Source organism: Candidatus Alistipes pullistercoris (assembly GCF_027665465.1).
GTDB lineage: Bacteria > Bacteroidota > Bacteroidia > Bacteroidales > Rikenellaceae > Alistipes_A > Alistipes_A hominis.
This window is the reverse complement of record NZ_JAQDED010000002.1, coordinates 213,661-238,988: the sequence shown is the minus strand read 5'-3', so window position 1 is coordinate 238,988 and position 25,328 is coordinate 213,661. Positions and strand designations below refer to the sequence as shown.

At 56.0% G+C, this 25,328-nt stretch carries 20 protein-coding genes; 9 read left to right on the top strand and 11 right to left on the bottom strand.

Going from position 1 to position 25,328, the window contains the following annotated elements; genetic code table 11:
• The first annotated feature begins 692 nt into the window (after positions 1–692).
• Positions 693–1,706, top strand: coding sequence for a nucleotidyltransferase domain-containing protein (locus PGR91_RS04320; RefSeq protein WP_118656290.1), 1,014 nt, complete (start codon positions 693–695; stop codon positions 1,704–1,706).
• A 78-nt stretch (positions 1,707–1,784) separates the two neighbouring features.
• Here the strand turns inward: PGR91_RS04320 and PGR91_RS04315 are convergent, their stop codons facing one another.
• The 3 genes from PGR91_RS04315 to PGR91_RS04305 form a co-directional block, all read right to left on the bottom strand.
• Entirely contained in the window at positions 1,785–3,011 is a 1,227-nt protein-coding gene (locus PGR91_RS04315) for a site-specific integrase (protein WP_118656288.1), read from the bottom strand.
• A gap of 326 nt (positions 3,012–3,337) precedes the next feature.
• Entirely contained in the window at positions 3,338–5,035 is a 1,698-nt protein-coding gene (locus PGR91_RS04310; protein ID WP_118656286.1) for a M56 family metallopeptidase, read from the bottom strand.
• Positions 5,036–5,087: 52 nt separating this feature from the next.
• Positions 5,088–5,498: a BlaI/MecI/CopY family transcriptional regulator gene (locus PGR91_RS04305; protein ID WP_259336726.1), complete on the bottom strand. Its 411-nt coding sequence runs from the start codon at positions 5,496–5,498 to the stop codon at positions 5,088–5,090.
• A 252-nt stretch (positions 5,499–5,750) separates the two neighbouring features.
• On the opposite strand from PGR91_RS04305, the gene PGR91_RS04300 reads away from it, so the two are divergent.
• On the top strand, positions 5,751–6,239 hold the full coding sequence (locus PGR91_RS04300; protein ID WP_118656284.1) for a low molecular weight protein-tyrosine-phosphatase: 489 nt from the start codon (positions 5,751–5,753) through the stop codon (positions 6,237–6,239).
• A gap of 26 nt (positions 6,240–6,265) precedes the next feature.
• On the opposite strand, the gene PGR91_RS04295 is transcribed toward PGR91_RS04300, so the two are convergent.
• Complete coding sequence (locus PGR91_RS04295) at positions 6,266–6,817, bottom strand: NADPH-dependent FMN reductase (protein ID WP_055205495.1); 552 nt, start codon at positions 6,815–6,817, stop codon at positions 6,266–6,268.
• A gap of 220 nt (positions 6,818–7,037) precedes the next feature.
• Here PGR91_RS04295 and PGR91_RS04290 point away from each other — a divergent pair, with 220 nt between their 5' ends.
• From PGR91_RS04290 to PGR91_RS04270, 5 genes are all read left to right on the top strand, one after another.
• Positions 7,038–7,880, top strand: coding sequence for a metallophosphoesterase (locus PGR91_RS04290; protein WP_118656282.1), 843 nt, complete (start codon positions 7,038–7,040; stop codon positions 7,878–7,880).
• Between the two features lie 148 nt (positions 7,881–8,028).
• Positions 8,029–9,246 (top strand): UDP-N-acetyl-D-mannosamine dehydrogenase, encoded by a 1,218-nt coding sequence (gene wecC, locus PGR91_RS04285; RefSeq protein WP_118656280.1) that lies wholly within the window; start codon positions 8,029–8,031, stop codon positions 9,244–9,246.
• A 4-nt stretch (positions 9,247–9,250) separates the two neighbouring features.
• Positions 9,251–10,396 carry a non-hydrolyzing UDP-N-acetylglucosamine 2-epimerase gene (gene wecB, locus PGR91_RS04280; RefSeq protein ID WP_101571038.1) on the top strand — a complete coding sequence of 382 codons (1,146 nt, stop codon included), beginning with the start codon at positions 9,251–9,253 and terminating at the stop codon, positions 10,394–10,396.
• A 186-nt stretch (positions 10,397–10,582) separates the two neighbouring features.
• Positions 10,583–12,022, top strand: coding sequence for a hypothetical protein (locus PGR91_RS04275; protein WP_118656278.1), 1,440 nt, complete (start codon positions 10,583–10,585; stop codon positions 12,020–12,022).
• A gap of 10 nt (positions 12,023–12,032) precedes the next feature.
• A complete protein-coding gene (locus tag PGR91_RS04270) occupies positions 12,033–13,244 on the top strand; it encodes a DUF4493 domain-containing protein (protein ID WP_101571034.1) in 1,212 nt (403 codons plus the stop codon).
• 73 nt (positions 13,245–13,317) lie between these two features.
• On the opposite strand, the gene PGR91_RS04265 is transcribed toward PGR91_RS04270, so the two are convergent.
• The 7 genes from PGR91_RS04265 to rpe all read right to left on the bottom strand — a co-directional run bounded on the left by PGR91_RS04265 (position 13,318) and on the right by rpe (position 22,773).
• Positions 13,318–14,025: a M48 family metallopeptidase gene (locus tag PGR91_RS04265; protein WP_118656276.1), complete on the bottom strand. Its 708-nt coding sequence runs from the start codon at positions 14,023–14,025 to the stop codon at positions 13,318–13,320.
• A 9-nt stretch (positions 14,026–14,034) separates the two neighbouring features.
• A complete protein-coding gene (gene argH / locus PGR91_RS04260) occupies positions 14,035–15,366 on the bottom strand; it encodes an argininosuccinate lyase (protein ID WP_055205502.1) in 1,332 nt (443 codons plus the stop codon).
• Positions 15,367–15,430: 64 nt separating this feature from the next.
• Positions 15,431–18,250, bottom strand: coding sequence for a M16 family metallopeptidase (locus tag PGR91_RS04255; RefSeq protein ID WP_118656274.1), 2,820 nt, complete (start codon positions 18,248–18,250; stop codon positions 15,431–15,433).
• Positions 18,251–18,302: 52 nt separating this feature from the next.
• Positions 18,303–19,364 carry a M20 family metallo-hydrolase gene (locus PGR91_RS04250; protein WP_118656272.1) on the bottom strand — a complete coding sequence of 354 codons (1,062 nt, stop codon included), beginning with the start codon at positions 19,362–19,364 and terminating at the stop codon, positions 18,303–18,305.
• 4 nt (positions 19,365–19,368) lie between these two features.
• Positions 19,369–20,112: a 23S rRNA (guanosine(2251)-2'-O)-methyltransferase RlmB gene (rlmB, locus tag PGR91_RS04245; RefSeq protein ID WP_118656271.1), complete on the bottom strand. Its 744-nt coding sequence runs from the start codon at positions 20,110–20,112 to the stop codon at positions 19,369–19,371.
• A 47-nt stretch (positions 20,113–20,159) separates the two neighbouring features.
• Positions 20,160–22,115 carry a ribosomal protection-like ABC-F family protein gene (gene abc-f / locus PGR91_RS04240; RefSeq protein WP_101571025.1) on the bottom strand — a complete coding sequence of 652 codons (1,956 nt, stop codon included), beginning with the start codon at positions 22,113–22,115 and terminating at the stop codon, positions 20,160–20,162.
• 7 nt (positions 22,116–22,122) lie between these two features.
• Positions 22,123–22,773 (bottom strand): ribulose-phosphate 3-epimerase, encoded by a 651-nt coding sequence (rpe, locus tag PGR91_RS04235; RefSeq protein WP_118656461.1) that lies wholly within the window; start codon positions 22,771–22,773, stop codon positions 22,123–22,125.
• A gap of 110 nt (positions 22,774–22,883) precedes the next feature.
• On the opposite strand from rpe, the gene PGR91_RS04230 reads away from it, so the two are divergent.
• Positions 22,884–24,227, top strand: a complete 1,344-nt coding sequence (locus tag PGR91_RS04230) for a DNA recombination protein RmuC (RefSeq protein WP_118656269.1) — start codon at positions 22,884–22,886, stop codon at positions 24,225–24,227.
• 263 nt (positions 24,228–24,490) lie between these two features.
• Positions 24,491–25,321: a prephenate dehydratase gene (locus PGR91_RS04225; protein ID WP_055205506.1), complete on the top strand. Its 831-nt coding sequence runs from the start codon at positions 24,491–24,493 to the stop codon at positions 25,319–25,321.
• Positions 25,322–25,328 lie beyond the last annotated feature (7 nt).

Below are 25,328 nucleotides of genomic sequence, written 5' to 3'. Positions count from 1 at the left end.
GGCCTCCGGGTACAACCTTGCTTCTTCCGTTTTCGGGAGCGTTCGATGCCGGGGCGTTAGCCCCGTTCACGGCACGCCGAAGCTGCCCCGGTTGCCCCGCCGCGTGGAGTCGGCGGAGGCAAGGGACGGCGAGTGCGGGACGTGTAGCATCGAAGCTCACGCCGGGGTACGGTCGGAAACGGGACGGGGTTCAGTCGGGGATAAGGGGGGGGAGGGACTAGCGGCGTGGCCACATAGCTGGGCGGGGATTCAGGCGGCCCCGCTTTATTTTACTGCCTTTACCGTTTGTTTATCCGGTTTTTTCGTATCTTTGCTCCTGCGAACAATATCATAGCAAGCCATTTTTCACGAAATGGTTTCAGGTGCAACATACTCAAAAAGGTATGCGCAGAGCCGTTGGGGTTTAGCGACCCGCGAACGGCACACTTTGGAACCTGAAAAATGGGGATGATGTTGTTCGCAGCTGCGTATATTTTAATTATTATGCGAACAACACCATCCGTCCGTACTCCGGTACAGACAAGCCGTAAGGCCAGACAAGGCGGGCACATGCCCCGCAATCGTTTATCCCGTTTCCGTTTCCATCTGCTAAACTGACAAAACATTGTCGGTCAAACCGTTATTGTCTTTTCCGCGCCTTACGGCACGGCAAGGGTTAAATCTTTATTGTCAACATTTTAACAATCGACCACATGGAAACGAACGAAATAACCGGGCAAACGCAACCCGGACAAAACACGCAAGCGGAACAACTCCGACCGCTGACCCTGACAGTCCCCGCGACATCGGAACCGGAACCAACCGCCGAAACGATGGAACCCGTCCCGAACGACACGCCGCCGATGCCGGAACCTCCGGCCACCGAAACTCCGAGGCTCTACGATCCGGGGGTAGTCGCACGCATCGCCCAATGCCTGAGCGAACTGTTAGACCCGGCCTATATCCTGCTTTTCGGCTCGATGGCGGGCGGTACGCCTCACAGCGACGCGCTCAGCTACGATTTGCTGATCGCCACCCACGACACACCGCAGTATAATTGGCTCGATGTGAGACGTTACCTGAAAATGAAAATGCCCGGCGCGGGACACGGTGCGCCCTATCTCAATATCTATATGTATGCCGCTAACTATGTCGTTTCGCAGTCCTCTCCGCTGTTCTATCTGGCGCGAAAAGAGGGGGTGCTGCTCTACTGCAGCGACCGCCACAAATTCAAACGACCGAAAAGGCCATATCCTTTCTCTGAGGCAGCATGCAATGCAAAACACTATTACACTACATTCATGTCACTCGGAGACCAGTTTCTGGAGCAGGCGGGTACGGCGCTTACCGAGAACAAAATCCGGCAGGCCGCATTCGCCACCGCGCAAGCCGCCGTCTATTTTTTTCAGGTGCTGTTTCGGGTTTATCACGGTTTCGATTTCGACACGCGCGACGTGATGATTCTGCACGAAAGAACGCGCACTCTGTCGGCGGAACTGTTTTTATTGTTTGAATCGGACAGCTTCACTCCGATTCACACGCTGCCTTGTCTCAGGCGGTTTATCATCAATGCCCGGTACGATTCTTCGTTCTTTATCCATGTAACCGAACTGGAACAGCATCTCGACCGTGTGGAGCGGATGCAAAGCATCGTTGAAAAAGTCTGTATGCAACGGATCGACCTCTACAACGAACTGGCCCGGCAGGACGAGCCGGACGAACCATAGGCCCGGCGGCCAATGAAAGGGACGGGGGTTCCGGGATTTTCAGCGATCCCGGAACCCCCGTCCCTTTTTCCCTGCCGCTTATCGGGCCATGCTGAACTTGTCGCCGATCTTGGCCTCCAATGCGCTCATGTCCCGCCCGATCTTGTCGTTCGTGATTTTGGCGTAGATCTGCGTCGTGGTAATGTGCTTGTGCCCTAACATTTTCGACACGGTTTCAAGCGGAACGCCCTGCGAGAGCGTTACGGTCGTCGCGAACGTATGCCGCGCGGTGTGGGTGGTGGGATAGAATGACAGTCCGGCGTGCCGGGCCACATGGCGCAGGGACATGTTCATCGAATTATCGTCCTTGACGGGAAACACCACGCCGCCCGGAAGCGACAAACGGCTGTACCGCTCGACAAGCTGACGGGCCACGGGCAATAGTTTTACCCGGAACTGCGTCCCCGTTTTGGCGCGGTTGTCGATAATCCACATTTCCCCGTTCCCGTCCGTGTGAATATCGGCGTGCGTCAGTTTCTTCACGTCCGAGTAGGCCATGCCCGTAAAACAGCAGAATACGAATATATCCCTGACAATCGCCGTTTTATAGTTGGGTACATACACTTTCATCACGGCTTGCAATTCGGTTTCCGTGAGGAAACGACGATCACGATGCACCACCTTATACTTGTATCCCGCAAACGGATCGGCGGCGATCCAACCGTTTTTAACAGCCGTGTAGGTCATACGATGCAGTTTGCCGACCGGGGTTTCTATCGTGCCGGACATGAGGTTGCGTTTATTCGAGAGAAAGACGGCGAATTCCTCGATGAATTCCCCTTTCAACTCCCCAAACGGGATATCGGACAGATGATATTCTTCTTCGAGAAATTCCGCAAGGTACTTGCGTGCTCTTTGAATATTTTCGAGTGTACTCGGAGAACGATCTTTGCCGACACGTTTTTCAAACGCAACAAGATATTCATCGAAGGTCTGCAATAGCAGTTTGCATTCGCCGCCCATGCCCAGCCATGCGTTTTTTACCTTTTCGGCGGTAACGTAACTGTCCCGGTCGCAGATGCGCTGGTACTGCTTGCCGATGTTGGTCTTGATGTTCTCCAGTTTCTCGTTGATCCGCTGCGCCTCGACGCTCTTGCCGGATGCCTTGTTCGCTTCGGTGTCCCATAACGCCGGACGAACGTTTAGCTTACAGCTAAACTGCGAGATCGTCCCGTTGACCGTAATGCGCCCCATAACAGGGACTTTGCCGTTTTTCTCGTTCCGCCTTTTCAGGTAGAAAAGGACTTTGAATGTGCTGCGTGCCATAACTCTAATTGTTTAGTACAAAATTACGTTGATTAGAGTTATTCGGTGCCGTGAAACAAGGCGCAAAACACTGAAAAACAATACATTAAAATGGCAAATTCGGAAAAAGCCGCGGTAACGATTTGGTAACGCAACTCTTTCCGAACTATGCCTTTTCATGCGGTTTGACCGCTTTGTAACCTCTGACAAAATATTGCTAAATCACTATTGTAGTGATATTTGCGTTACATTGCCACTATCCCGAATTTGTAAAGGGACTGGAAATTCCGGTTATCTTTGTCCCGCGGTTTGTCTTGGGGTTCGATTCTTTTTAAATGTTCGGGTATTTATTTTTCCGGTTTTTCGTTTTCTTCCGGATTTCGAGCAGGCTTATCGGATCGATCAGACGTTATGACGGCGGGTATCTCTACGATTTTGACGCGGGAGTTTTTCGACAGGGATTTGGTCTTGATTAGAATCACTCCGTTTTTGCCTCTGTCGCCGTAGACGCCCACAAGCGTCGGGTCTTTGAGCACCGATACCGTTTCGACGTCGTTTGGATTCAGTCCCTTGATATTGTCTACTTCTTTCTCGTCGATGAGAATGATGGGGCGGGGTTTCCCGAATATTGAAGTATCGGAAGAGGCTCTGTTTGTTGAGTCTGAAAATCTTGCCATTCGGCTGGCCAGCGCATGGGACAGATTGGCCGATTGCCTGTTGAGCGCAGCCATACGGGATGCTATGGAACGGGTTTGTTCGGACGAGAGGTTGTTTGTCAATGCATGGGCCAACTGGGCCGATTGTCTATTGAGCTCAGCCGTACGGGAGGCCAAAGCATTGGCTTGTTTGATCAGATCGGTCGATTGCCTGTCGAACGCAGTCGTACGGGATGCCGTATCGGTCGTATGCTCCCGGGCGTTTTGCGATGTCTCGGTAGGCTGTTCCGGTTGTTTCGAAACGGTCGGGCGCGCTGCGTTTTTTTCGTTCTGTTCATCGGCTGTCGAAGGCGGCAGCGCGGGGGAGGTCGGTGCGATCGCATTTCCGCCATTCGTCCCGGTTGCGGAGGAAGAGGACGTTTGTTGCACGGCGGATAACCTCTGGGGGCTTTCCCCGTTGTTCGGAGAGTACGGTTGTTCGGTGTCGGCGGTCTCCGTAAGTACGGATTGCCGTACCGGGCGTTCGGTAAAGGAAAAGCAAACCGTCAGGAGCGCGGTTAGCGGTAATGCCAGCAAAATTCTGAATTTCGACCGGCGTTTTTGTTTGTTTCGAGCGATCATGATAAGGCGTTTTTTGATGAGTGAATAACAGAACCCGCTGACAAACTCCGGACGGATGACGGTAAGTCCTCCGAGGATCAGCGCGATGTATTGTTCCGAATCGAAACCGTTGTTCAGTACCGCATCGTCGGCCTGGAACTCGTGCACCTCTCTGAGCGAACGTTCCCACAGCCACACGAACGGATTCCACCAGAATAGAATCCGCAGTACGGACGACAGCAGAATGTCCCAACTGTGGCGCAGCCTCGCATGGTGCGTCTCGTGCGCGACGATCTGCGCGATGTCCTGCGGCTTCGTTCCCAGTTCGTTGATATAGATGCGATTGAAGAAGGTGAAGGCGGAACCCTGCATGTTGAGGCCGTAAATACGGATTTTGCCCGGTTGTAGCAGCGTGGCGCGACGGGTGATTCTCCACAGCCGGAATCCGCCTGCCGATAACGCCAGCAGCATGATCAGATTGCCTGCGTAGCAAAACAGTCGGAGTCCCTGCGGAATACCGCCCGGTCGGGAGCCGGGGAGTGTTTCGGGTTGTATTCCGGTGAAGATCTCGGCCGGAATGCGGAAACCGTACGGTTCTCCTCCGGTTGCCTCCGGCGTCCATACCGGAACGGAAAGCGCCGGAATGACAAAAGCCGCCGCTACTGTCAGCAGCAGGTAGGCCCGGTTGCGTGCGAATGCCTTGTCGCATGCGAACAACAGCCGGTAGACGATCCAGAACGCTGCGAGACAAATCTGTGTTTTGACGAGGTAGGGTAGTTCAGTTCCCATAAGTTTTACGGTTGAGGTACCGTCGGATCGGGGTGCGCCGTGCGGTTCCGGGTTACTCGGTTCGTTTTTTTGTTCGGGCGATGGCTTCCTGCGCGATTTGCAGGATTTTTTCGGACTCGTCGACCGGCAAGTGTTCCTTTTCGCAGAAAAACGAGACCATTCGGGCGAACGAGTTGCCGAAGAAATTGCGGACGACTCCCTGCATCAGGTTTTGCGTGTAGGCTTCGCGCCCGAACAGCGGGTAGTAGCGGTGGCTTTTTCCGAGGACTTCGTGCCCGACGGCGCCTTTCTTTTCGAGGATGCGCACGATCGTCGAAACCGTATTATAGGCCGGTTTCGGTTCGGGCATCCGTTCGAGGATATCGTTTACGAAAGCGTTTTTTTCGTCCCACAGGATTTGCATTATTTCGAGTTCCGCCCGGGTCAGTTCCCGCATGTTTTCCCGCTCCGTCTCTTTTTTCATAATATACCGGTTGATTTGAAAACAAACATATAACTAAAATTTTAGTTGTGCAAGTTTTTTTAACTAATTTCTTAGTTATTGTCGGATGTTTTTACTGTATATTGTTTATTTACAGGTTTTTTGTGTGGTCTGTTTTCCGGGTGCGGTTTTCCGGGACTTTTTGTATTTTTGCGTCGGGTATAAAATCCGTTTCCCGGCGTGTTCGGAAAACGGGCGGATAAACCGAAAAGATCGGGATGTAAATAATTTGTTATGAACGGAAAATATAAAGTGCTTTTTGTCTGTCTCGGGAATATATGCCGTTCTCCGAGTGCCGAAGCCGTGTTTCGCGAGGCCGTTGACAAAGCCGGAATGAGCGGAAAGGTCGAGGTGGATTCGGCCGGAATAATCGGTTACCATGCGGGGGAGGGGGCCGATCCTCGAATGAAGCGGCATGCGTCTCAACGGGGATATCGGCTGACTTCGATATCCCGTCCGGTGATTGCGGAAGATTTCAACCGTTTCGATTTGATCGTCGGTATGGACGATCGGAACATCCGGGACCTGCGCCGCAAGGCTCCGGCGGATGGCCGGGCCGAGATCCGGAAAATGACCGATTTCTGCACCCGTTTCGACGAAACGGAGGTTCCGGATCCCTATTACGGCGGGGCGGCAGGGTTCGAGCGGGTGCTCGATCTGTTGGAAGACGCCTGCGACGGATTGTTCCGCTATGTGAGCCGGCAGGCGGAGACGGAACGGTAGATGCCGTCTTCGGGTTTCCCGGAATCTTATTCGCCGGTTTTACCGGTCAGCCAGAGTAGCTCGTCGATCATCGGGCGCAGCAGTTTCTCGGTCGCTGCGGGAGAAGCGGCCGTCCCTTTTTCGTCGAAAGTCTCCCCGGCCGAAATCACCGTGCACAGCATCGGTACGACCAACGCCCCGAGTTTCAGCAGCAAAGCCTGGAGTTGCTGTACCGTCGCGATTCCCGGCACTTTGCCCGAGGTGACCGAAACGACCGCCACCGGTTGGCGGCGCCACTCCTGCAGGTACAGGTCGATGACGTTTTTCAGCGCGGCCGGGAAGGAGGCGTTGTAGACCGGAGTGACGATGATCAGCGCGTCGGCCGCCACGAATCGTTCGGTGAAATCGATCACTTTCCCGGACGGATTCGGCAGGAAGGCGAAACGTTCCTCGAACAGCGGAAAATCGTACGCTTTCAGGTCGAGTATTTCGGTTTCGGCCAGTTCGTTGGCCGTCAGATAGTGTTGAAGATAGAGGGCGACACGGTGACTGAGGCGTCCCGTCCGCACGCTGGACGATAGAATGGCAATCCTTTTCATAGTAATTCGATGTTCAAAACGGTGCTTTTCAAAGATACCGTTTTATCCGTGAATAAAAAATACCGAACGATCCGAATTTTAGTCGTTCCTGAAGCGGACGATGGCGCAAAAAGAGCATATGGAATCAAATATTTTTGAATTATGGCAATTATTTTTAACTTTACGACCGGTCATAGCATTTTTTTATGCGCTGAATATCGTCATTTAATCTCCTCGGATTATGAAACGTATCGTATTCTTTTTGTTTTGTATGCTGTTTTCTTTTTCTTTTTCCGCCCCGGGAAAGGACCGGTCGTTCTTTTTCGTTCAGTTGAGCGATCCGCGGTTGGGCCTTTGTAGTGAGGACGGCGGTTTCGAGCGGGAAAAACAGCAGTTCAAGCAGTTTGTCGACGCGATCAACCGGTTGAAGCCCGCATTCGTGGTGATTTCCGGGAACCTGGTGAACGACCGCGGGAACGCCGCCCAACTGGCCGGGTTCCGGGAGTTGTGCCGCCGGATCGATTCGAAAATCCCGATTTATCTGTTGCCGGGCGCCTGCGACGTAGGGGACGAAGCCTCGCCCGAAGCGGTGCAGGATTTTATCGGCCGGTACGGCAGCGATCGTTTCGTTTTCCGTAAGGAAGGGTGTTGCGTGATCGGCCTGAATACGCCGGTCGTAAAAGCGGGAAACTCCGGGCAGCGCCGGCAGCAATACGATTGGCTCGAAAAGCAGCTCCGGCACGCCGGGAAATACCGGCGCCGGATCTTGATCGGACATCATCCGTTTTTTGTAAACCGGCCGGACGAACCCGACGCCGACGAAAACATTCCGTCGCAGGAACGGCAGCGATACCTCGATCTCTGCGCCCGTTATCGCGTCGATCTGGTGCTGGCCGGACACCTGTGTCGCCGGACGGAATCCGATTTTAACGATACGCATTTCTCGGTAGCCGGTTCAGCCGGCCACCCGGCGGGAAAAGAGAAACCCGGTTTGCAGATTGTGATCGTTCATCCGGAACGGATTCATGCGGTTTATTACGAGATCGACCGGATCCCTTCCTGCGTGGAATTATTTCGCCATTAACCCGGACCAAAATTGTTTCTGCCTGAAAATGTGATTAAAACGGGGCGATAGCGTAGAAATTCGTAAATTTCCGTAACTTTATCGCGCCGATTGTGCGACGCAGGAAGCGCCGCAACGATCGGTTGTATCTAAAAGCATCAGAACAGTTATGGAGAGTACCGAACAGATACTTTTTCTCGGGTTGGGCTATATCGGCCTGCCGACGGCGGCCGTGGCCGCATCCAAAGGATTGCAGGTCATCGGAGTCGATATCGATCCGCAGGTCGTGGATACCGTCAACCGGGGCGAGATTCACATTGTCGAACCGGGATTGCGGGAGGTAGTCCGCGAAGTCGTGCGGGCGGGGCGGTTCCGGGCCGCTACGAAGCCGGTCGCGAGCGGCGTTTACCTGATCGTCGTGCCGACTCCGTTCAAAGGGAATCACGAGCCGGACGTTTCGTACGTGGAGGCCGCTACGCGTTCGGTCGTTCCGTTGCTGAAAGCGGGCGACCTTTTTATCATCGAATCCACTTCGCCGGTCGGAACGACCGACCGGATGGCGAGGCTGATCTTTTCGGAGCGGCCCGAGCTCGAAGGGCAACTGCACGTCGCCTACTGTCCGGAGCGGGTGCTGCCGGGCAACGTGTTGCACGAGTTGGTACACAACGACCGGGTGATCGGCGGGATCGACGAGGCTTCGACGCAGCGGGCGATGGCTTTTTACGCCCGTTTCGTGGAGGGCGCGCTGCATCCGACCAATGCCCGGACGGCCGAGATGTGTAAGCTGACCGAAAATTCGTCGCGCGACGTTCAGATTGCCTTTGCCAACGAACTTTCGCTGATCTGCGCCAAAGCGGGGATCAACGTCTGGGAATTGATCGAACTGGCGAACAAACATCCGCGCGTACATATCCTGCAACCCGGCAGCGGGGTGGGGGGCCACTGCATTGCGGTCGACCCTTATTTTATCACGGCCGATTTTCCGAGCGAGTCGCAGTTGATCGCCAAATCGCGCGAGATCAACAATTATAAGGCCTTCTGGTGCGCCGGGCAGGTCAAAGCCGCTATCCAGCGGTTCAAAGTGACGCAGGGGCGTCCCCCGCGGGTAGCCCTGATGGGACTGGCTTTCAAGCCGAATATCGACGACCTGCGCGAGAGTCCTGCCAAGTATATCGCTTCGAAAGTGATGGAGGGGGAGGATGCCGATTACCGGATCGTCGAGCCGAACGTGCGGGAGCATTCGGTATTCAAACTCGCCGATTACCGGAAGGCTTATGCCGAATCTGATATTATCGCTTTTTTGGTGGCGCACAAAGAATTTAAAACTCTGGAATATCGGGATGACGCCGTTATTCTCGATTTTTGCGGCGTTTTTAAAAAACAGTAACGGAATGAAAAAAATCATGCTGGTTTTCGGCACCCGGCCGGAGGCGATCAAAATGGCCCCGCTGGTCGGAGCGCTCCGGGAGCGTCCCGACCGGTTCGAAACGGTCGTCTGCGTCAGCGGACAGCACCGCGAGATGCTGGATCAGGTGTTGCGTCTGTTCGGGATCGTTCCCGATTACGACCTGAATATCATGAAGCAGGGGCAGGATCTCTACGATATTACGACGGCCGTGCTGGCCGGGATGCGCGGCGTGCTGGCCGAAGCGAAGCCGGACGTGGTGTTGGTGCACGGCGATACGACCACTTCCGCGGCCGCCGCGCTGGCGGCTTTCTACGCGCGGATTCCGGTGGGGCATGTCGAAGCGGGCCTGCGTACGCACGATATGTACAACCCATGGCCCGAGGAGATCAACCGTCAGTTAACCGGGCGGCTGGCGTCGTTTCACTTCGCGCCGACCTCGCTGGCCCGCGAAAACCTGTTGCGGGAGGGCGTTCCGGACGACCGGATATTCGTGACCGGCAATACGGTGATCGATGCGCTCCATGCGGTGGTCGGACGGATCAAGTCGGACGAGGCCCTGGCCGGGAGACTGGCAGGGGAGCTGCGGCGGGCGGGATACGATGCCGCGAGGCGATTGTCCGATCGCCGGCTGGTGCTGATTACCGGACACCGGCGGGAAAATTTCGGGGACGGCTTTTTGCGTATTTGTACGGCGATCCGGACGCTGACCGGCAGGTTCCCGGAGGTCGATTTCGTCTATCCGATGCACTTGAACCCGAACGTGCGGCGCCCGATCGGCGAGGTTTTCGGGACGGACGCGCCGCAGAACCTGTTCTTGATCGAACCGCAGGAATACCTGCCTTTCGTATACCTGATGGAGAAAAGCGCGGTCGTGCTGACCGACAGCGGAGGCATTCAGGAAGAGGCTCCGGGGCTCGGTAAACCGGTGTTGGTGATGCGCGAAACCACCGAACGGCCGGAGGCCGTGCAGGCCGGTACGGTCAAGTTGGTCGGTACGGACGAGGCCCGGATCGTTTCCGAGGTTTCCGCTTTGTTGACCGACCCCGTTTATTACCGGGCAATGAGCGAGGCCGTGAATCCCTACGGGGACGGGGAGGCCTGCGGACGGATCGTCCGGTTGCTGGAATAGACTGTTGGCAAAACCCGAAGTCGGGATATCTGTTTAGCGAAAAGCGCGACTATTTGCGTCTTTTCGGAATAATTTTACGGATGAATTTGTTATTTCAGAAAAAATAATTTAATTTTGATATTAAGGCCGTCTGGAACGGTTTTTGGGTCTGAATACGATATTTGCGCATCCTTAAATTTTTGACCTATGAAAAAGAGAATGAAATTGGTTTTGGCAATGATTCCGGCGCTGGCTTTGGGCGGTTGCAAGTCGGCTCTGGAAATTCCCGTCGTCGAGACGGGGTGGGATATTTACACCGGCGGACAGTACCGTTACGGACCTTCCATCATCGTCAACAAAGACGGCTCGGTCGATGCGTGGTTCGCCGCTCCGGGCGGTTATCACGACGACGGCAATCTGAAATTCGATGCCGATGCCGTCATGAAGCCGGTCGTGCTGGGCAAAGGCATGACGGCCGCCCAGCGGTTCGCCGAAACCAAACCGTTCTATTCGGTACGCGTGATCTGCCCGAATCAACAGGCGAAAAACGCATCGCTTACGTTCAGCCTGTACCGGTGGGATACCGACTATAAAACGACCCTGCGGCACCGTCCGGTGGCCACGCAGCGCTATGAAAATTATAAGGACAACCAGAGCCTGGAGCTGGTCAACAAGGATAAGTTTCCGTACGGCGAATACTTGTGGACGCTCAGCGACGGCAACAACGACCAGTGTATGGTCTGGCAGTCGGATAAGAATATGGAAGGGGTGACCAACTATTTGAACGGAGAAGAGGTCGCCGGTAGCTTCCGGGCACGCGTGTCGCAGGACTTTTCGGACGGAACCATATTCTGGGATCAGGCTTCCTATCAGCATTCGACCGACGGAGGCAAAACGTGGACTCCGGAGCAGATGGTGCTGCTTCCGACCGAATTTGCTTCCGATCATTTTTCGGTATGCGACCCGGCCGTAGCCCAGTGGGGCGATTATTACTATGCGGGTTATACTTCTACTGAAAACGAGGGGATGGTCGAAAACCATGTTTATATCGCCCGTTCGAAATCGCCGGTAGGCCCGTGGGAAAAGTGGAACGGTTCGGGCTGGACTACCGGGACGGACGTACAGCCGATGATCCGGTACACGGACGATCCGAAGAAGTTCGGAGCCGGGGAGCCGTCGTTCGTGGTGCTCGGCGACAGCGTCTATTGCTATTATACCTGGAATGCGACGGGCGACGAGTCGATAACGACCCGGTTGGTTACGGCCGATGCGAACGATCCGAATTGGCCCGCCCATCTGAATTTCCACGGGACGGTGATCAATAAGAGCGACATCAAAGGGGCCGATCATTGCGATGTGAAATACCGTGACGATCTCAAGAAATTTCAGGCGATCCATGCCGCCCAGCGGATGGGTCCCGACAGCTATATCGTGTTGTGGGAATCGGAGGACGGAATCCATTTTACCCGGAAAGGAGAGATTCGTGATAATTTGAAGCCTTACCTGCACAATTGCGGGTGGAGCGGCGACGGCCGGGGACACATGCGCAAAGGGGTGCAGCAGTATATCTCCTATGCGTACGGTACGCCGGAAGCTGTGTGGGGACAATGGAATACGTGGTGGAGTCCATTGAAACTGACCGAATAACCAAACTACTATGAAAAGAAGGAACCTGTTGTTCCCATTGCTGATAACGGCAATGGGCTGGGGATCGTGCGCTAAAAACGATCCCGGAAATGTCGGAAACGGATCGCTTGTTGTCCGCCTGGATGTCGATCCGACCGTGAGAGTCGTAACTGCGTCGGCAACCAAAAGTGCGGATGCCGCCACCTTCACGCTCGAGATCCTGCAAAACGAAACGGTGATTAAAAAGCTGTCGCCCATCGGCGTCGATCCGGGGCCTATCGAATTGCCTTCGGGAGTTTATACGGTGCGGACCTATTCGCAGTCTTTTACTGCGCCGGCTTTCGATACGCCCGTTTACGGCGGATCGGCGGGGGTGTCGATCGCCGTTGACAACGAAACCCCGGTTTCGATCGGCTGCAAGCAGACCAATGCCGGCGTCCGGGTCAGCTATTCGGAAGCTTTTCGCGCCAACCATTCGACGCGTTCAACGACGATCCGGCAGATCCAGGGCGCTCTGACATTTACTGACGACGACGTTTCCGGTGGGCGAATCGGCTATTTTCCGGCCGACCGGGCGACGATCGTCGTTACGGCCGACGGAGTGGAATACGAGCAGGAGCTGACGCTGGATGCCCAAACCGTCTATAACGTGAGCGTCGACGACGCGCCTCAGTCGGTTTCGGGAAACCTGAAACTCGATATTACGGTTTCGACCGATGTGAGCGAGCAGGACGTGGCGGTCGTTTTCCCTTCCGGCGTGGTCGATTATACGGAGACGATGGGCGGCGTTCCCGTTTCGGTCGAGCAAAATGTCAGCGGGTATGCGAAATGGTCGTACCTGAAAGCTTCGTATGCGGGATCGGGCGCTTTCGTTTCGTCGGCCGCTCCTTCCGATTACAACGGCGCTTCCGGCGGAAATTACCTGTTGTTCAAGACGTCCGGCGCCTATTTTACGGTTTCGGGCCTGAATACGTCGATGGCGGCGAACGATCTGGTGCTGTCGTTCGGATGCTGTAGTTTTTCGCAGGCTTACGATGTGAATAACCTGACGGTCAGCGTGAGTCAGGATGAAGGGGCTAATTTTACGCAGCTTCCGATCGCGTCCGATGCTCGTCCGGCGAATAAAAAATGGGCTCAGGTCTCCGTTACGGAGGGAATCCCGAAGACCAAAAATCTGGTGATTCGTTTCGATTGTCTCGGAACGAATTACGGAATCGACGACATCCGATTGAAAACGCTGTAAAAAGCAGCGAAAACAACGGGCGTTCCTCCCACAGGAGGAACGCCCGTTTCATGCCGGATATCGTTCCGGACGATTATCTCCAACGGGTCGTATAATTTTTCAGTTCCTGTCTCAATTGCGGATGTTTACCGCCGGTCAGCCGGTCGAGAAGCTGGTGAAATTCGGCCCCGTGGTTTTTATGTAGCGTGTGGCAGAGTTCGTGAACGATGACGTAGTCGATCAGGTGGTCGGGCAATTTCATCAGATGGATGCTCAGCGACAGGTTGTTTTCCGACGAGCAACTGCCCCAGCGCGACCGGGTATTGCGGATCGTCACGGTTCCGCAACGGAATCCGAATGTTTTACAAAGTGCGTCGACCCGTTGCGGCAGGTAGGCTTTCGCTTCGATACGCCATGCTTCCTCGATTCCCTGCTGGATGATCCGCTGAACCTCCGGAGCGTCGTATCGCAGGGCGGCGGGATAACTGACCCGGATGATTCCGTTTCCGATCCGAGCCGAAGGGCTCAAGCAGGGACAGGGGTTCAACTGCAATACGTGACTGCGCGTAGCGTAGGGCAGTTCGATCGTTTCGTGCGGGTAGCGCCTGGCGAGCCGTTCCCGGGTACGGACGGCCCATTGTTCCTTTTCGTTCAGAAATTGGATCGCCTGCCGGTCGCTGACCCCCGAAGGGATCGACAGGCGTATTTCACCCGTTGCCCGGATGCTGATGCCGAGCCTGCGTAACCGCGACGAGCGGACGACCGTGATCGCACCGAGCGACGGATGGTGATATTCCGCCATGAACTTTGCTTATTTAACCAGTTCCGTTTCGGCCCGGTCGACCCGGTCGAAATGGAACTTATCGAGCGTTTGCTGCATCAGGGCCGAAATTTCGTCGGTACACAGGTTGCCGATACTCCCTTCGTGGGTGTGGTGTACGGTTTTTTCTGCTTTAAAATTCCCGTTTTCGATGTCGATCCCTACTTTTTTGTAGGCTTCCCGGAATGGAACTCCGTTGAGCACCATGTTGTTGACCACTTCGACACTGAACAGGTAATCGTATTTCGGATCGTCCAGAATGTGCTCTTTAACCTGCAGGTTTTCGAGCATGTAAACTGCCATATGAATGCAGCTCCGCAGTTCGGCGATGGCCGGGAAAAGCACTTCTTTGAGCAACTGCAGGTCGCGGTTGTATCCGCACGGCAGGTTGGTCGTCATCATTGCGATCTGGTTCGGAAGTCCTTGGATCAGGTTGCATTTGCCCCGGATCAGTTCCCATACGTCCGGATTTTTCTTGTGCGGCATGATGCTCGATCCGGTGGTCAACTCGGCCGGATAGGAGATGAATCCGAAGTTCTGGTTCAGGAACAGCGTGTTGTCCATCGCCAGCCGCGCCAGCGTAGCGGCGACCGACGACATGGCCTGCGCCATGATCCGTTCGCTCTTTCCGCGCCCCATCTGGGCATATACGACGTTGTAACTCAGCGTGTCGAAACCGAGCAACTGCGTGGTCATCGTACGGTTCAGCGGGAACGACGAGCCGTATCCGGCGGCCGATCCGAGCGGATTCTTGTTGCAGATGCGGTAGGCGGCGTGCAGCATTTCGGTATCGTCCACCAGGCTTTCCGCATAGGCTCCGAGCCACAGCCCGAACGAGGACGGCATTGCGATCTGCAGGTGGGTGTATCCCGGCATCAGCACCTCTTTGTACTTTTCCGAAAGTTGTTGCAGCCGGTGGAACAACTGCTCCACGTCCGCTACGATCTCCCGGATCTGCCGCCGCAGGAAGATCCGCAGGTCGACCAGCACCTGGTCATTGCGCGAACGGCCGCTGTGGATCTTTTTGCCGGCGTCGCCGATGCGCTGCGTCAGCAGGAATTCGACCTGCGAGTGCACGTCTTCGACGCCCTCTTCGATCGTAAATTTTCCGGCCGTGATGTCCCGGTAAATGTTTTTGAGTTCGCGCTGCACGTTCGCGAGGTCTTCGCTGCCGAGCAGTCCGATGGATTCGAGCATGCGCGTGTGCGCCAGCGATCCCAGGACATCGGCTTCGGCAAGAAAGAGGTCCATCTCGCGGTCGCGCCCGACGGTGAACTGTTCCACCGCCTTATTCACGTCGTTGGTTTTTTGCCACAACTTCATCTGTCTGTCGTTTTTGGGTTTTAAACAGGGAGCGTACGGGCATTTGCGGGTACGCCCCGTAATTCTATTCTTGTTTGGCGATTCCGTTCATCACTACTTCCACCCGGTTCGGCGAATCGGAAATCTTCTTTGCGAGCCGGGCGATGTCTTCCGGGGTGATCGCGTTCAGCGTTTTCAGGTATTCGGTGTGCGAGTCGGTTCCGTAGCGGTAGAAAGAAGTGAGCTGCCCCAGCCAATAGCCGTTTTCCTTGATCGACTGCGCATAGCTTTTCTGTAAGAACTCTTTCACTTTGTCGAAAGCGGCTGCGGTCGGGCCTTCGTCGCCCACTTTTTTCAGTTCGGCCAGCGCCCGGTCGGCCAAAGCTTCCGATTTCTCGTTGCTCGTATCGAAACTGATCGTGAACGCATACCGGTTGTACGGTTCGCGTAGCAGCGAAGCCTGCGTGCTGACCCCATAGGTACCTCCCTCCTCGGCGCGGATCGTTTCGACATAGACGATGTCCATGATCTGTTTGAGAAAGGTCATTTCGAGTTGGTCTTTCAACGAATAGCGTTCGTCGCCGCTGATCGTGACGACGACCGTCGCTTTCGGTGTGGATACTTCTTTGTCGAAGCGGGATTCGCGGTTTCCCGGCACGATGAATTCGATGTGCCGAGCCGTTTCTTTCTGCGCTGAACCCGGCAGCGAGGCGATATACCGTTCGATGTCGGGACGTATGCTCTGCGGATCGACGTTACCGACGAAGATGAACGTGAAATCCGCCGCATTGGCGAAACGCTGTCTGTAAAGTTCCAGAATCCGGTCGTACGAGTAGCCGTCGAGACGCTGCGGCGTCAAGCGGCGGTAGCGCGGGTTGTTCCCGTATATCGCCCGGTTTAACGTATCCTGCATCGTTATCGAAGGATTGGCTTCCTGGTTGGCCAGGACGGTGCGCGTCTGGTTTTTCCAGGCCGAGAACAGGACGGTGTCTTCGCGCGGTTCGGTGAACAGCAGGTGGGTGAGTTGCATCAATTCCGAAAAATCTTTCGGCGAACAACTGCCCGAAACGCCTTCCGACGTGCTGCCGATATAGGGTTGGTAGGAGATCCGTTTGCCGGCGAGTTTCTTTTGCAAGTCGGTCGGCCGGAATTTGCCCAATCCGCCGACGAGCGCCGTACCGGTCGGGAAATTCATGTACAACGAATCGCCGTCTCCGTAGGCGGAAGTTCCTCCGAGGCTGATCGCTTCGAATAGGATTTCGTCGCTCTTGAAATCGGTCGGCTTGAATACGACGCGCGCTCCGTTGCTCAGCGTCCACACTGTCGTGCCGAATACCGGGTCGGTCTGCTCGGAAACGACGGTTCCCGCCTGCGGTTCGCGGTCGAGAAATCCGCCTTCGTCCAGTTTCTCCTCGTACGGGGTCACCGGGGCTTCGTACGCTTTGCGGTAGGCTGAGACGAATTCTTTTTCGGTCGGGAAGTTCAGCGAGTCTTTGGACGGGGCCATCATCATCAGCGCGATGTTGTGATCCGGGAACATCGTCCTGAAGATATCGTTGATGCTGTCCAGTGTGATCTCCGGAGCGCGTTTCAGATAGTAATGATACAGGTATTCGGCGCTCGCAAGCGGTTCGTTTTCGAGGAAATTATCGAGGCTCTCCTGCACGTAGGTATCGTTTTTGACCTTGTTCCGTTCGTTGTATTTATTCTCGAAGTAGCTGGCCAGTTTCGCCTGCGCCCGCTGGTATTCGGGTGCGGTGAAGCCGTATTCGCGGGCCCGCTTCAGTTCGCCGATCCCGGCGTCGAGCGCCCGCTGCCAAGCGTCGTCCCGGAAGGCCACGTAAAGCTGATAAGCGCCCTTGGTTTTGGCCAGGAAATAATCGTCGTCGCCGAATCCCGCATACAGGTACGGAGGGTCGGCCTGTTGGGTCAGTTCGGCCAGTCGCGCGTTCAGCATGATCGAAAACGTAGACTGAATATAATCGTTGTCGAGCGCTTCGGTCGTTTTCATTCGTTCGGGCGTCAGCTTGTCGTGTTTGTAGAAAACGGCCAGCGACGAAGAGGTCGCTTCCGGATCGGTGGCGATGGCTGCGATCGGTTCCGCATTGTCTTCTACCGGGAAATATTTCCGTTCGGCGGCGCGCTTGTGGCGCGGGATATCCTGCCACATTGTTTTGATCCGCGCCTCGACGCTGTCCACGTCGATGTCGCCCACGACGACGATCGCCTGCAAATCCGGACGGTACCATTTTCTGTAATAATTTCTCAGCACTTCGTACGGAAAATTGTCGACCACTTCCATCAATCCGATCGGCATTCGGCTCGCATAACGATTGCCGTTCGGGTAGAGTTTCGGCAGCAGGCTGTCGTACATCCGGAGCGTCGCGTTGCTGCGCGTGCGCCACTCTTCGTGGATCACTTTGCGCTCGCGGTCGATCGCGTCGTCTTCGAGCAGGATGAATCCCGACCAGTCGTGCAGGATCAGCAGGCAGGAGTCCACCAGTCCCGGCTTTACGGTCGGCACGTCGGTAATGTTGTAGACCGTTTCGTCGACCGAAGTGTAGGCGTTCAGATTCGCGCCGAACTTGATGCCGTTCTGTTCGAGGTAACCGGTGAGTTTCCCGTCCGGGAAGTTTTTGGTTCCCGCGAAAGCCATGTGTTCGAGGAAGTGCGCCAGTCCGCGCTGATTCTCCTCTTCGAGAATCGATCCGACCCGCTGGGCGATGTAAAAGTTGGCCCGTTCTTTCGGCAGGTCGTTGTGCCGGATGTAATAGGTCAGACCGTTCGGCAGTTTTCCGACGCGCACCGCCGTATCGACCGGAACGGGCTGGTATTTCGGTGCGCGGTGGCCGTACATACTCGCAGCGGCGAGCACGACGGCGGCAGTCAGAATCAGTTTTTTCATACGTCCGAATTTTAGGTTTGTCCGATCCGTTTCGTCGGCGTGGTCGGATTCGTTACAATATCGCGGATAACATCTTTATATACAGTTCGATCCCTTCGCGGATTTCGCTCAAATGGACGAATTCGTCGGCGCTGTGCGACCGGGCGCTGTCCCCGACGCCGAGCTTCAGCGACGGGATGTCGAGCAGCGCCTGATCCGACGTCGTCGGCGATCCGTAAGTCGTGCGTCCGAGCGCCAGGCCCGCTTGTACGATCGGATGATCCGGCCGGATGCTCGACGGTCGCAGGCGCGTGGAACGCGCTTTCACTTCGCAGCTCACATGCTCCTTAATAATCTCTAAAACCTCCTCGTTCGTGTAACGGTCGGTGACGCGGATATCCACCGTGAAGCGGCATTCGGCCGGAACCACGTTGTGTTGCGTTCCGGCCGAGATGATCGTCACGCTCATCTTGACCGCACCGAACAGGTCGGACACCTTCGGGAAACGGTACGTGCGGAACCACTCGATGTCCTGCATCGCCTTGTAGATCGCGTTGTCCCCCTCCTCGCGCGCCGCGTGTCCGGCTTTGCCGTGCGCCGTACAGTCGATGACCATCAGTCCGCGTTCGGCGATGGCCAGTTGCATCAGCGTCGGTTCGCCGACGATCGCGAATTCCAGCGGCCCCAATTCCGGGATCACGCATTCGAGTCCGTCGTGCCCGCTGTTCTCCTCCTCGGCCGTGATCGCTACGCATAAGTTATACTTCAGGTCTTTCCGGTCGTAAAAATGCAAAAAGGCTGCCAACAACGATACCCCGCTGGCCCCGGCGTCGTTGCTGCCGAGCCCGTACAGCCGGTCGCCCTCGACGGTCGCTGCGAACGGGTCGCGCGTGTAGGCGCCGTTCGGTTTGACGGTGTCGTGGTGCGAGTTCAGCAGAATGGTCGGTTTGGCCGGGTTGTAGTGGCGGTTGAACGCCCAGACGTTATTCTTTTTCCGGTGTACTTCCACGCCGCGTTCTTGCAGGAATTCGGCCAGCAGCCCGGCGGTTCCGGCTTCTTCTTTGCTGAACGAAGGGGTTTGGATCATCTGTCGCAACAGAGCGACCGCATTTTCGTATAATTGTTCCGTTTCCATAGCGTTATCGATTGTTTATCCGTTGCCGCGCCGTTTCGAACAGCATGACGGCGGCGGCGGCCGAAACGTTCAGCGACTCGATGCTGCCGACGATCGGGATCGCCAATTGGAGATCGCACATCTTGAGCACCTCTTTCGAAATGCCTACGTCCTCGCTGCCCATTACCAGCGCGGTCGGCTTGGTCAGGTCGGCCTCGAACAGCAGCGTGTTGCTCTTTTCGGTGGCCGCTACGATCTGCAGTCCTTCGCTTTGCAGTATTTTCAGCGTGTTGCGGACGCTGCCGACCCGACTGACGGGAATGACGCTCAGCGCTCCGGCCGAACTTTTCATCGACTCGGCGTTGACCGGCGCGGAGTTCTTGACCGGCATGATCAGCCCGTGCGCTCCGGCGCATTCGGCGCTGCGGGCGATCGCCCCGAAGTTGCGCACGTCGGTCACCCCGTCGAAAACGACGACCAGCGGCGTTTCGTCCTCCGGAATCCCGGCCAGCATGTCGTACACGTCGACATATTCGATCGCCGCCGTCAGCGCGACGGCTCCCTGGTGGTTGCCGTTGCGGGTCAGGTAATTCAGTTTTTCGATCGGAACCCACTGCACGTGGATGCGCTTGCTGCGGCACAGTTCGGCCAACTCGTTCAGCAACACGCCGTCGGCGCCCTTTTTCAGGTACACTTTTTCGAGCTGTTTGCCCGCCTCGATCGCCTCGATGATCGGGCGTAGCCCGAATATCATGTTTTTCTTTTCCATCGTTTTTCTTTTTTCGGGCTTTGGTCGCCCCGGCGTTGCCGCCGGGTCTACGAGGCCAGCGTTTCTTTCAGGTTTTCCAGCGTGATGCTGAGTTCTTCCCAGCGGTACGTCAGTTTATTGAGTTTGTCTTTCAGTTCGTTGTAATGCGCGTAGAAGCTGCCGTCCGCCAGGTCGATGCCGTGTGCGGCGGGGTCGGCCAACTGCCGGTCTTTTTCGGCGATCTCCTTTTCGAGCGCCATGATCTCCTGTTCGGCCTTTTCGACGTCGCGTTCCGCTTTGCGGAGCTGTTTTTCGGCCTCCCGTTTCTGTTCGTACTGCGCCTTGCCGGACGGCCCTTTGGGCTTTTGTTCGGCTGTAACGACGGGAGCTTTCTGTTCGATTTCGCGCATCGACTCGATTTGCCGGTCGCGTAGGAAATCGTAAATGCCGCCCAGGTGCTCCTTGACCCGTCCGTCGCGGAATTCGTATACCCGTTCGACCAGCCCGTCGAGGAACTCACGGTCGTGCGAAATGACGATTACCGTGCCGTCGTATTTTCTGACGGCGTCTTTGAGGATGTCCTTCGAACGCATATCCATGTGGTTGGTCGGCTCGTCGAGTACCAGCAGGTTGTACGGTTCGAGCATCAGCCGGGCCATAGCCAACCGCGCCCGTTCTCCTCCGGACAGTACGCGCACCTTCTTGTCGATGTCCTCGCCGCGGAACAGAAATGCCCCCAGGATATCGCGCAGTCGCGTTCGAATGTCGCCGACGGCCACCCGGTCGAGCGTGTCGAATACCGTGAAATCGCCGTTCATCAGGTCGTCCTGATTTTGTGCGTAGTAGCCGATGCGGACGTTGTGTCCGATGCGGACGCTGCCTTCGGTCGGCTCCAGTTGCCCGATCGCCATCCGCGCGAACGTGGTTTTCCCTTCGCCATTGCGGCCGACCAGCGCGATTTTTTGTCCGCGTTCGATCGTAAACGTCGCGCCCGAAAAGACGTGCTTTTCGCCGAAACTTTTGCCGGCGTCTTTCGCTTCCACGACGATCTGTCCCGAACGCGGGGCCGGCGGAAACTTGATGTTCAGCCGGCTGAGGTCCTCCTCGTCCACTTCGATCCGTTCGATCTTTTCGAGTTGCTTGATGCGCGACTGCACCTGGTTCGATTTGGTCGGCTTGTAACGGAAGCGTTCGATGAAGTCTTCGGTCTGTTCGATCATCTTTTGCTGGTTCACGTAGGCCGCCATCTGCTGCTCGCGCCGTTCGCGCCGCAGCTCGACGTACCGGCTGTACGGCACGCGGTAGTCGTACACCTTGCCGAGCGATATTTCGATCGTCCGCGTGGTGACGTTATCGAGGAATGCGCGGTCGTGCGAAATCAGCACGACCGCGCCGTTGTACTCCTTCAGGTAGTTTTCGAGCCATCCGATGCTCTCGATGTCGAGGTGATTCGTGGGTTCGTCGAGCAGGAATACCGACGGCCGGCGAAGCAGCAGCTTCGCCAGTTCGATGCGCATCCGCCATCCGCCGCTGAACTCGCTGGTCGCCCGTCCGAAGTCGCTTCGTTGGAAGCCCAGTCCGAGCAGCGTCTTTTCGACCTCCTCCTCGCGGTTCATCCCGCCGAGAATGTGAAAGCGGTCGGTCGCATCGTTCAACCGGTGCAGCAGCTTTTCGTACCCCTCGCTTTCGTAGTCCGTCCGCTCGGCGATCTCCCGGTTCAGTTGCTCGATTTCGCGTTCGAGTCCGATCACTTCCGAAAAGGCCGATTCGGTTTCGGCGAACAGCGTGGTCGTGTCGGCCACCTTCATCTGTTGCGGGAGGTAGCCTACCGTGCAGTCGCCGTTGCGCGAAACGGTTCCCGACGAGGGCGGCTGTTCTCCGATCAGCACTTTCAGCATCGTCGATTTTCCTGCTCCGTTCTTGCCCACCAGACCGATCCGGTCTTTGGCATTGATCAGGAACGATACCTCCCTGAACAGATCCCAACCCCCGAAGCTGACCGTAAGATTGTCTACCGATATCATCGTTTGTCTATACGTTCAACAGTTTGTGGATTGTCTCTTCCGGATCCGGGCTGGCGAATACCGTGCTTCCTGCAACCAGTACTTCGCATCCGGCGGCATACACCTCGGCGGCGTTATCCAGCGTGATTCCGCCGTCGATCTCGATCATCGCCTGCGACCCGCAGCGGTCGATCTCCCGACGCAGTTCGGCCACTTTCTCGGTCGATCCCTCGATGAACGACTGTCCGCCGAAGCCCGGTTCGACGCTCATGATCAGCACCAGATCCAGTTCATTGAGATAGGGTACGATTGCCGACACCGGCGTTTTCGGCTTGATCGAAACGCCGGCTTTGACGCCCGCCTTTTTGATCGTCGCGATCGCGCCGTGCAGGTCGTCGGTCGCTTCGAGGTGGATCGTGACGATGTCCGCGCCGGCCTTGGCGAAGCGTTCGATGTATTTTTCCGGATTGACGATCATCAGGTGCGTGTCGAGCACCTTTTTCGTTCCTTTGCGGATCGGCGGCATCAGCGGAAATCCGAACGAAATGTTCGGCACGAATACGCCGTCCATCACGTCGATGTGCACCCATTCCGCTTCGCTGCGGTCGAGCATCGCGATGTCGTCGGCCAAATGTCCGAAGTCCGCCGAGAGCACCGAAGGGGATATGATTCTTTTCATGTTTTCTGAAGTTTTGGTTTTGTAAATGTCAAATTTGTACAAAGGTAATGATTTTATAGCTATTTTTGTTCTGCGGCCGGCGTTGCCGGCTAAATTTAAAGGACAGGAGAATGATCGAAGCGGGTTTGTTGTTCATCGGATTGGTTGCGGGAATCGCTGCGGCGGCGTTGGCTTTCCGGCCGGCGTTCAGGCGGTATGCGCGGACGGAAGAGGCGTTGAAAGCGGATAATGAAGCCAAAAACGCACAGTTGATCGACCTGAACCGCCAGGCCGCCGAACGGGCGGCCCGGTGTGCGGCCCTCGAGGAGAAATTGCTCTATCAGCAGGCCGAAGCCGAGCGCGAGCGCGCCCGCCGCACCGAAGAGATCGCCGCGCTGCAAGAGCAGCAGCGTCTCGCTTTTAAAAATCTGGCTAACGACATTCTGGAGGAGAAGAGCCGGCAGTTCAAGCAGAGTAACCGGGAATCGCTGGAGTCGTTGCTGAAGCCGTTCCGGGAAAATATCGAAGGATTCCGCAAACGGGTCGACGAAGTGTACGACAAGGAGGCGCAGCAGCGTTTTTCGCTGAAAGAGGAGATTCGCAGCCTGAACGAGATGAACCGCCGGATGTCCGAGGAGGCCAACAACCTGACGCGTGCGCTGAAGGGCAATTCGAAGGTGCAGGGCGATTGGGGCGAAATGATTCTCGAAACGATCCTCGATAGTTCGCACTTGGTCAAGGGGATTCATTATTTTACGCAGGAGAACCTCAAAGACGCTGCGGGCAACAACCTGCGTCCGGACGTGATCCTGAACCTGCCCGACCGCAAGCAGATCGTCGTCGACTCGAAAGTGTCGCTGACGGCTTATGTCGCCTATACCGAAAGCGCCGATCCGGACGAAGCGTCGCGCGCGGTGAAGAATCACCTGCGGTCGGTGCGCAGTCATATCGACGAGCTGGGCAGCAAGCGTTACCAGGCGCTCGTAGACTCGCCGGATTTCGTCATTATGTTCGTGCCGAACGAGCCGGCGTTCTTGCTGGCGATGCAGTACGACCCGACGCTGTGGAGCGACGCTTATAATAAAAAGGTGATCGTCAGCAGTCCGACGAACCTGTTCGCGTTGCTGAAATTGGTCGACGACCTGTGGAAGCGGGACAAGCAGAACAAGAATGCGATCGCGATCGCCACCGAAGGGGCGAATCTGTACGACAAATTCGTCGGTTTCGCCGAGACGCTGACCGATCTGGGGCGCAGCGTTTCGGCTGCCGGGGAGAAATACGAACGGGCGATCAAACAATTGAAAACCGGCAGCGGCAACCTGATCCGGCGTACCGAGCGGTTGCGTGAGCTGGGGGTGAAAGCCACCAAAGACCTGCCTGCGCAGCTGTCCGATTACGACGATGGGGACCCGTTGCCGGGGGCGCAGGACGGCCGCTCGGGGCTTCAGGTTGAAAAAAATAACGGTATCGGTTAAATTTTTCTTGTTTTTTCCCGTTTTTATCGTACATTTGCACAGATAAAAAATAAAGTATAACAAGCTAATCAGTTCAGAGGGACGATGAATCAGCTTTCGCTTTTTTGGGGTTATTATTTTTACTTCTACTTTTTTACCAAAAGCGGACTGGGGTTGCGTTGCCGATAGCGAAGATAAGTGCTTGTGCGAAAAATAATAAAAATCCCGGTCCGTAAGGAGCCGGGATTTTTTGTCGATACGGAAGATGTAAAAGAGACAGGAAGATGAACGGAAAGATGAAAGTGGCCATACAGGGTTACGAGGGGAGTTTCCACCACATTGTCGCCGAACGGTATTGGGGCGAAGGGATCGAGATCGTGCCGTGCCCGACATTCCGCGAAGTGGCTCGCCAGGTCGAAAGCGGCGACTCGGACTGCGGCGTGATGGCGATTGAGAACTCGATCGCCGGCAGCATCCTGCCGAATCTCGGCATCCTGCATAACAGCCGCCTGCAGGCGGTCGGCGAGTATTACCTGCATATCAGGCAGAACCTGATGGCGCTGCCCGGCGTGCGGTTGGAAGATATCGAAGAGGTGCACTCGCATCCGATGGCGTTGTTGCAGTGCGTCGATTTCCTCGATCCGCACGGCTGGAAGCTGGTCGAAACCGAAGACACCGCGCTCAGCGCCCGCCGGATCGCCGAACGGGGCACGCGCAACGCCGCCGCGATCGCCGGCGAACTGGCGGCCCGGCTGTTCGGACTCGAAATTTTGGCTCCCGACATCCATACGATCAAGAACAACTGCACCCGCTTTATGATTCTGCGCCCCGACCACCAGCCGATCGACGAAAAGGCCGATAAGGCGTCGCTGTGCCTGATGACCGACCACCGGCAGGGATCGCTGCTGCAAGTGCTACGGGCGATGGAGGATTCGTCGATCAACATGACCAAGCTGCAATCGTCGCCGATCCCGAGCGAACCGTGGCACTATATGTTCCATATCGACATGGAATTCGCGTCGATGGACGATTATAACGAAGTGATCGAACGTATGCGCCGCGCGAGCCGCGAGCTGCACGTATACGGCGTTTACCGCAGAGGAGAACATTCGTAAATTTTAA